This is a genomic window from Streptomyces sp. NPDC007162 (assembly GCF_040634175.1).
Lineage (GTDB): Bacteria > Actinomycetota > Actinomycetes > Streptomycetales > Streptomycetaceae > Streptomyces.
Map to the genome: position 1 here is coordinate 20,983 of NZ_JBEYFC010000058.1, position 7,490 is coordinate 28,472.

The 7,490-nt window shown below is 72.4% G+C and carries 7 protein-coding genes; 3 read left to right on the forward strand and 4 right to left on the reverse strand.

Going from position 1 to position 7,490, the window contains the following annotated elements; translation table 11 throughout:
- The first annotated feature begins 7 nt into the window (after positions 1-7).
- A complete protein-coding gene (locus ABZ646_RS09995) occupies positions 8-1,588 on the forward strand; it encodes a DUF1996 domain-containing protein (RefSeq protein WP_360515355.1) in 1,581 nt (526 codons plus the stop codon).
- 89 nt (positions 1,589-1,677) lie between these two features.
- Here the strand turns inward: ABZ646_RS09995 and ABZ646_RS10000 are convergent, their stop codons facing one another.
- Positions 1,678-2,085 (reverse strand): hypothetical protein, encoded by a 408-nt coding sequence (locus ABZ646_RS10000; protein ID WP_360515358.1) that lies wholly within the window; start codon positions 2,083-2,085, stop codon positions 1,678-1,680.
- A 159-nt stretch (positions 2,086-2,244) separates the two neighbouring features.
- On the opposite strand from ABZ646_RS10000, the gene ABZ646_RS10005 reads away from it, so the two are divergent.
- Both ABZ646_RS10005 and ABZ646_RS10010 read left to right on the forward strand, forming a co-directional pair.
- Positions 2,245-4,170, forward strand: coding sequence for a hypothetical protein (locus tag ABZ646_RS10005; protein ID WP_360515361.1), 1,926 nt, complete (start codon positions 2,245-2,247; stop codon positions 4,168-4,170).
- Positions 4,171-4,278: 108 nt separating this feature from the next.
- Positions 4,279-4,968 carry a TetR/AcrR family transcriptional regulator gene (locus tag ABZ646_RS10010; RefSeq protein WP_360515364.1) on the forward strand — a complete coding sequence of 230 codons (690 nt, stop codon included), beginning with the start codon at positions 4,279-4,281 and terminating at the stop codon, positions 4,966-4,968.
- Positions 4,969-4,981: 13 nt separating this feature from the next.
- On the opposite strand, the gene ABZ646_RS10015 is transcribed toward ABZ646_RS10010, so the two are convergent.
- From ABZ646_RS10015 to ABZ646_RS10025, 3 genes are all read right to left on the reverse strand, one after another.
- A complete protein-coding gene (locus tag ABZ646_RS10015; protein ID WP_360515367.1) occupies positions 4,982-5,335 on the reverse strand; it encodes an isomerase in 354 nt (117 codons plus the stop codon).
- A gap of 74 nt (positions 5,336-5,409) precedes the next feature.
- Positions 5,410-6,273 carry an ABC transporter permease gene (locus ABZ646_RS10020; RefSeq protein ID WP_360515370.1) on the reverse strand — a complete coding sequence of 288 codons (864 nt, stop codon included), beginning with the start codon at positions 6,271-6,273 and terminating at the stop codon, positions 5,410-5,412.
- Positions 6,270-7,349 carry an ATP-binding cassette domain-containing protein gene (locus ABZ646_RS10025; protein WP_360515373.1) on the reverse strand — a complete coding sequence of 360 codons (1,080 nt, stop codon included), beginning with the start codon at positions 7,347-7,349 and terminating at the stop codon, positions 6,270-6,272. The genes ABZ646_RS10020 and ABZ646_RS10025 overlap by 4 nt, the downstream gene beginning before the upstream one ends.
- Positions 7,350-7,490 lie beyond the last annotated feature (141 nt).

Here is a 7,490-nt window from a genome sequence, read left to right on the forward strand (position 1 = left end):
GAGTTCCATGGGACGCAACATACGCAAACGCCGCTCGCCGCTGGCTGTCAAGGCCATTGCCGCATCGGCGGCCATAGCGCTCGGCGGGGGCGGGCTGCTCTGGGCGCAGATGAACGCTTCGGCTCACGAGTCGAACAACGCCGCCCAGAACTACACGAAGGCCGCTGCCGCCACGGTGGCGACCATCGCCTGCCCGGACGTCGGCCAGAAGCTGACGAGCGTGCCGGCCGCGGCCAAGCAGGGGGTGGCCACGGAGCTTGCCAACCTCGACAAGCAGATCACCGAGGCCTACTCCCGGCTCGCCTCCACCCGTCAGGCCCAGGCCGGCGACGCGAACTTCGTGCAGAACGCGATCGTCGGCCCCCTGAAGGAGAAGCGGGCGGCCACGATCGACCGGATCAGGATCGACATCACCCGGGTCGGCGGGCAGTTCAACAGCTCGCTGTCCCAGCTCGCTGCCTGCACCACGCAGACCACGAACCAGACCACCGCGGGCGGTGGCGGTAACAACGGTGGCCAGGGCAACAACAACGGCCAGAACAACAATGGCCAGAACAACAACGGCGGCCAGAACAACGGCGGTCAGAACAACAACGGCAACAACGGCCAGGCCTCGGCCGCCCCGAGCGCCAGCACCCCGGTCGACGTGGGCATCGGCGGACAGGCCGGCAACGGCCCGACCGCCGCGGACTTCGTGGACATCACGAAGGTCGCCGCGAACGTCCAGGGCAAGCCGCAGAACGGCGCCCAGGCCTCGACCGGTTCCTTCGTCACCAAGTGCGGTGTGAACGCGAACAAGAACCACAACACCGACAACGTCATCGTGGCGCCCGGCGTGTCCAACGGCGCGCACCACGAGCACGACTACGTCGGCAACCAGAAGGTCAACGCGTTCTCCACGAACAACTCGCTGCTGGCCGCCCCCTCCAGCTGCCAGAACCAGAGTGACCTCTCGGCGTACTACTGGCCGGTCGTGCGTGAGCAGAACGGCCAGCAGGAGTTCGACGCGAACGCGCTCGGCGGTGGCAAGGAAGGCAACGTCGGCAAGATCATCACGCCGGTCCAGGCGCAGATCAAGTACGTCGGCAGCCCGGCCAGCAAGGTCGTCGCGATGCCCCAGTTCCTGCGCATCATCACCGGTGACGCCAAGACCACCACGAACGGTCTGGCCAACGCCAACGCGCACTGGAGCTGCACCGGCTTCGAGAACAAGGTCCAGCTGACCACGCAGTACCCGATCTGCCCGCAGGGCAGCCAGGTGGTGCGTACGTTCGCCTTCCAGAGCTGCTGGGACGGCGTGAACATCGACAGCGCCAACCACCGCACGCACGTGGCCTTCGCGGACCCCGCGAGCGGCGTCTGCCCGAACGGTTTCAAGGCGATCCCGCAGCTGACCATGCGCCTGGTGTACAACCTGGCCCAGCCGAGCATCGTGAACGGCCAGGTCAAGAACGCCTACGCCGTGGACGGTTTCCCCGAGCAGCTGCACAAGGCGGCCACCGACCACGACGACTTCATCAGCGTCACCAAGAACAACCTGGCGGCGAAGATCGCCAACTGCATCAACACCGGCAAGAAGTGCCAGTAGGCACCGACTAGCGGATAGCACGGAAGCGGGCGGTGGGATTCTCCCACCGCCCGCTTCCGTGTGTGCGGCTCTTTGTGTGCCGTGCGGCCTCAGCTGGTGTGCTTGCTGTGGTCGGTGCCGATCTCCTCCCAGCCGCCCAGCGTGGTCTGCAGAGACTTGACCAGCTTGTCGGTGCCCACCGCGACCCACTTGCGGCCGACGAGGAAGAACCCGCCGTAGTCCTTCGCGTCGTTGATCCACTCGCGCTGGCCGCGGTCGGTGGCAAAGGTGGCGAAGACGAACTTGCCGGCGGGCACCTGGCAGATGGCCTGGCGGACCTCGTCGGAGTCGATCTGCATGTCCGGGGTGCACTTCACCTTGGCGGCCAGGCTCTCCAGGCTGCCGGTCGCGGTGACCGGGATCTTCGTCTCCGCACTGCTGTCGCCGGATCCGCAGCCCGCCAGCGCCAGTACGGCCACGGCGCCGGCCGCCGCGAGCATCGGTCGGGTCAACCTCATCTGTTCCTCCGGTCGCGTTGCTGGCCCTGGGGTGCCTCCGGGGGCCCTCCCCTTCGATACGGCTGCGGGGCACGGGGCGCTCAAATCGAACGCGGGTCCAGGATGCCGTGGTCACCCGGGCGGCGGTGACCGACCAACGATTCGCTCGTTCTCCAGGACGTGCAGTCACAGGATGTAGCCCAGCGTCACGCAGCCGCCTCCGCCGGGGCCCCGGGTCCGGCCGTCGATGTCGAGCAGGCCGAGGCCGCGCTCGTGGAGCACTACCCACGGCTGGTCCGGCTCGCCTATCTGGTGCTGCCGCCCGGCCCGGGGCGCGGCCGCCGCGTGCTGACCGCGCACGCCCTGGTCCAGCGGGCGCTGCCCCGGGGCCGCAGGCCGGCCCCCGTCGTCCCGGCCCAGTCCACGGGCCGGGTCACCGACCCCGGGTACGCACTGGTCCGCCTCGAAGTGGTGCGCTCGGCACTGGAGGCGGGCCGGCCGCTCAGGCTCACCGCGTGGCCCACCCGCGCCCAGCTGCCGCCGCTGCTTCCCCAGGTGTGGGGCCTCAGGCTCTTCCCGCGCTCCGGCGGCGCCGACGAACTCGCCCTGGACCAGCGGCTCGCCGCCCTCTCCGGGCCGGCCCGGGCGACGTACGCGCTGCGCGGTCTCGAACAGCTCCCCGACGGCGACATCCGCGGGATCCTCAGGGCGGCCGGGATCGAGCACCCGGAGGGCGCGCTCGCCGAGGCGAACGCCGTCCCGGCCCAGTACCCGCTGCTCGACTCCCCCGAGTTCGACCCCTGTTTCCTGCAGGCCCGGCCCACCGACCTGCTGCGTCGTCGTCGGCACACCAGGGCCGCGCTGGCCGCGGCCGCCGCGCTCGCGGTCTGCGGGGCGCTGGTGGCGCTGCCCGGCGGCGGCTGGGGCGCCGACGGCGCGGCCGCCCCGGTGTACGCGCAGAACCCGGCGGCCCAGGCCGCCCTGGACCCCGCCCAGGTGACGAAGGTCCCGGCCGCCGCGTGGCGGACGGCCGCCCGCACCGACTTCTCCGTCTGGCCCGCGCGCGGTGCCCTCACCGGTGACACCGCACTGCTGCGCCGCGCCCTCGCGGTCTGGGCCCGCCCCGGTGCCACCGTCCGCGTCTCGGCGACCCCCGGCACCCAGACGGGCGGCCCGTCCGGACCGCCCCAGCTGCTGTACGCGGGCCTCGTCGACAGCGCCCGCGTGGTGCTGTTCTACGACGGTCTGCGCATCGCCCGCTACGCCGAGCCGAAGGACGGCACCGCGGGTGCGGCGCTGGACTTCGCGCGCGTCGACGGCGCGACCGGCCTGGAGGCGAGCGCCCTGGTCCTCGGCCGCGCCGACGGCAACGTCCGCTATCTGACGGCGCCCTGGGTGACCAAGGTCGCCGAGCGGGACCTGATGAAGCCGGACGCGCCGGCGACGGACGTCGCGCTGACCGGCGGGGTGACCGGGCCGCTGGCCAGTGGCGCGCTGCAGCAGGGGGCCTGCACCTCGTGGGACGTGCTCCAGCTGACCTACGCGCAGGGGGTGGGTCTGGCGACCGACCTGGGCGAACTGGTGCCGGCCCGGCTCACCGCCGGGCGGCCCGGGAAGACCGGCGAGGACTCCGGGGCGGTGGCGCGGGACTGGGCGCCGTACGCCTGCTCGCTGGCCGCGGAACGCTCGGCGGGGGTGCGCGGGGTCAACGCATGGGCGTTCGCCGAGCAGCCGCTGCCGGCCGGCGGCGGCACCGGGTCGTGGGTGTGCACCCGGGCGGAGACCTGGCGGGGCGATGGCACGGTGGCCCTGGCCCAGTTCCGCACCCCGGGCAGCCGGTACGGGGCGGTCGCGGCCAGGGGGACCGATGTGACCGCCTGCGGTCCGCGTGATCCGCAGGTGCTGGCCGGGGTGTTGTGGAAGTCCGGGGGCGGGCAGTGGTACCTGCTGGCCGCGGGCGGGCGTGACACCACGTCGATCCGGGCGACCGGCGGGGTCACGGCGTCGGCGCCGGGCTCGCTGCTGGTGGCCAGGGCGAAGCAGGGGGCCCAGGCCACTTTGAAGGGAACGCTGGCGGGCGGGAGCGAGATCAGCGGGCTGCGGTGAATGATCCGCGTGTCCGGGGGGGCGAAGCGGGAGGCTTGTGCCGGATATGTGAACCCGGGTGACGGGTCGGGGCCGTGGCAGGCCGAATCCGATCGGTAAGGTGTTCGCATGAGTACCGGGGTACGCCGCAGACTTGGAGTCGAAGAGCGACGGCAGCAGTTGATCGGCGTAGCCCTCGAACTGTTCAGCCGCCGCTCGCCGGACGAGGTCTCCATCGACGAGATAGCCTCGGCCGCGGGTATCTCGCGGCCGTTGGTGTACCACTACTTCCCCGGCAAACTCAGCCTCTACGAAGCCGCGTTGAAGCGGGCCGCGGAGGATCTCGCGGGGCGCTTCACCGAGCCGCACGAGGGTCCGCTCGGCGCCCGGCTGCTGCGTGTGATGCGGCGCTTCTTCGACTTCGTCGACGAACACGGGCCGGGTTTCGCCGCGTTGATGCGCGGCGGCCCCGCTGTCGGCTCCTCCGCCACCAACGCGCTCATCGACTCCGTACGGCAGGCCGCGTACGAGCAGATCCTCTCCCACCTCGGCGTCACCGAGGCCCCGGCCCGCCTCGAACTCGTCATCCGCTCCTGGATCTCGCTCGCCGAGTCGACGGCGCTGATCTGGCTGGACGGGCGGCGCATTCCGCGCGGCGAGCTGGAGGTGCAGCTCGTGCACGACTTCGCCGCGCTGACGGCCGTGAGCGCCTCGTACGACGAGGAGATGACCACGTTGGTGAAGCGGATGGTGGAGGGCGAGCCGGCGGACGGGCCGTTCGCCGACCTGGCGGCTCGGCTCATCGCGCTCGCCGGCTGAGAGCGCCTACGCCCTAGCCCTCGTACTTCCGGTACGACGAGTCCAGGTCGCGGACCTCCGCCGAGGCGTGCAGGACGAGGCCCTCGGGCTTCAGGTGGGCGCGGAGCAGTTCCAGGGTGGTTCCGGTCAGCTTCGCCTTGGTCTCGTCGGTGCGGCCGGCCAGCAGGCCGAAGGTCACGTGCACGATGGCGTGGCCGCCCTCCTCGTAGCCGTAGGCCGTGTCGTCGGCGGCGCGGAACAGGGTCTTGCAGGCCTCGGGCTTGGCGGCCGCGATCTCGACGACGGCGGTGTGCAGGGCCTTGGCGAAGCCGGCCTTGTCGAAGGCCGCGCCCGCGGCGGCGGTGTAGTCGACGGTGATCTGCGGCATGAGCACTCCTGTTCCACGGCAACTGCGCTCAGCCTAGGGCCTGCCGCCCGGATCCGGATCCGCGTCCTCGGGTGTCATTCGGGGCGGCCGAAGCGGCGGGCGGCCCGGACCAGGGCCACGACTCCGACGGTCAGCAGGAGGGCGCCTTCCAGGAGCAGGGGCGGCTGCCGGCCGGCCCACTCGACGCCCAGGGGGATCACCTGGCCCGGAACGCGCAGCCCGATGCAGCGGCGGAGCAGGTCCACTCCGTAGGCGAGCGGGTTGACGGCGGCCACCGTGCGGGCCCAGCCCGGCAGGTTCTCCAGCGGGAAGAAACCGCCGGAGAGGAAGAGCAGCGGCATCATCACCAGGCCGAGCAGCATCTGGAAGATCTCGGGCCGGCCGATGCTCACGGCCAGCAGCAGGGACAGCGCCGTGACGGTGAAGGAGACCAGGACGAGGCCGGCGAGGAGCAGCGCCAGCAGGAGCGGGTCGTAGGGCAGGCCGACGGCGCCGCCCAGGGCGAGCAGGACGGCGCCCTGGACCGTGGAGACGACAGTGCCGCCGGCGCAGCTGCCGAGCAGGAGGGTGGGCCTGCTGACCGGGGCCATCAGGAGCTCGCGCAGGTAGCCGCTCTGCCGGTCGGTGATCAGACGGATGCCGACGATGATGGCCGGCGCCTGGACCGTCATCATCAGCATGCCCGGGAAGAGGTACGTCTGGTAGCCGACGCCCAGGGACGAGTGCGGGATCAGCGCGGCCAGACCGCCCCCGAGGACGAAGAGGTAGAGCACCGGCTGGACCAGCATCAGGGCGGTGTGGACGCGCTGGGCCGACAGGCGCAGCAGATCGCGGTGGACCAGGGCGTGGACCGCCCGCAGTTCGTGGCGCAGGGAGGTCGCCGGGGCCCGGCCGGTGCCGCCGGAGGTGTCCGGGGCCGGGAGAGCGGGTGCGGTCACGGGGCCTCCTCGGTCGCCTCCGTGCGCCCGCCGGGAGCCGGGGCGGCCGGTTCGGGGCGGGGCCCGGGGACGTGGATGCTGCGGCCGGTGTGGTGGAAGAAGACGTCGTCGAGGGTCGGCGGGGTCGCGGACGCGGCGTGCACCGCGATGCCGTGGGCTGCCAGCGCCGCGCAGAGGCGGGGAATCCACGCGCTGCCGTCGGGCAGGCGAAGACGGACCCCGTCGGCGTCCGACGTGACGGCGGGGCCGGGCGGCACGGTCCGCTCCACGACCCGGCGTGCCGCCGGGTCGTCACCGGTGCGCAGCGTCACCCGGTCGGCTCCGATCGCGGCCTTCATCGCGAGGGGCGTGCCCTCGGCCACGAGCCGGCCGTGGTCGATGATGCCGAGGCGGTCGCAGTTCTCCGCCTCCTCCAGGTAGTGCGTGGTGACGAGGACCGTGCTGCCGTGCCGTTCGCGCAGCGTGCGCAGGTGCTCCCAGACCTGGGCACGGGCGTGCGGGTCGAGCCCGGTGGTCGGCTCGTCGAGGAACAGCACCCGGGGCGCGTGCAGCAGGCCACGGGCGAGTTCCAGGCGGCGTCGCATGCCTCCGGACAGGGTGCGGACCGGGGAACGCCGGCGGTCGGCCAGTGCGACCGCTTCGAGCATCTCGGTGACGCGCAGGCGGGCGCGGTGGCGGCGCAGTCCGTAGAGGCGGGCGTGGATGTACAGGTTCTGTTCGGCCGTCAGGTCCGGGTCCAGGGCGCTGTGCTGGAAGAGCATCCCGACCGTTCGCCGTACCAGCTCCGGCTGCCTGAGCACGTCGGCGCCCGCCACCGTGGCCTGTCCGGCGGTGGGGCGGGCCAGCGCGCACAGCAGGGCGAGGGTGGTGGACTTCCCCGCGCCGTTGGGGCCGAGGAAGGCGTAGGTCTCGCCTTCGAGCACGTCCAGGTCGAGGCCGCGCACGGCGTGGGTGGTGGTGCCGTCCGGGCCCGGGTAGCTCTTGACCAGGCCGCGCGTGCTGATGGCGGATTCCGGCCGGGCGGTGGTCGGGGAGGTCGCTCGGGTGCGAGCGGTGTCACCGGCGGGTGGCTGCATGGTCGGCTCCTCACGGGGGTGCCTGCCGCGGGCCTGCCGGCCGCAGTGGGCCTGGTTCCGGCCGGTGGCCGCCCGAGGGCGGCCACATCCACCTCGGCACCGGCGGCTCCTCCACCAAGCCGCTGCTGGAGCTGTACTACC

Excerpts from the sequence above, each read along its gene's own strand:
- ABZ646_RS10010 (WP_360515364.1), top strand. The coding sequence starts at position 4,279 with ATGAGTACCGGGGTACGCCGCAGACTTGGAGTCGAAGAGCGACGGCAG.
- ABZ646_RS10025 (WP_360515373.1), bottom strand. The coding sequence starts at position 7,349 with ATGCAGCCACCCGCCGGTGACACCGCTCGCACCCGAGCGACCTCCCCG.
- ABZ646_RS10015 (WP_360515367.1), bottom strand. The coding sequence starts at position 5,335 with ATGCCGCAGATCACCGTCGACTACACCGCCGCCGCGGGCGCGGCCTTC.
- ABZ646_RS10000 (WP_360515358.1), bottom strand. The coding sequence starts at position 2,085 with ATGAGGTTGACCCGACCGATGCTCGCGGCGGCCGGCGCCGTGGCCGTA.
- ABZ646_RS09995 (WP_360515355.1), top strand. The coding sequence starts at position 8 with ATGGGACGCAACATACGCAAACGCCGCTCGCCGCTGGCTGTCAAGGCC.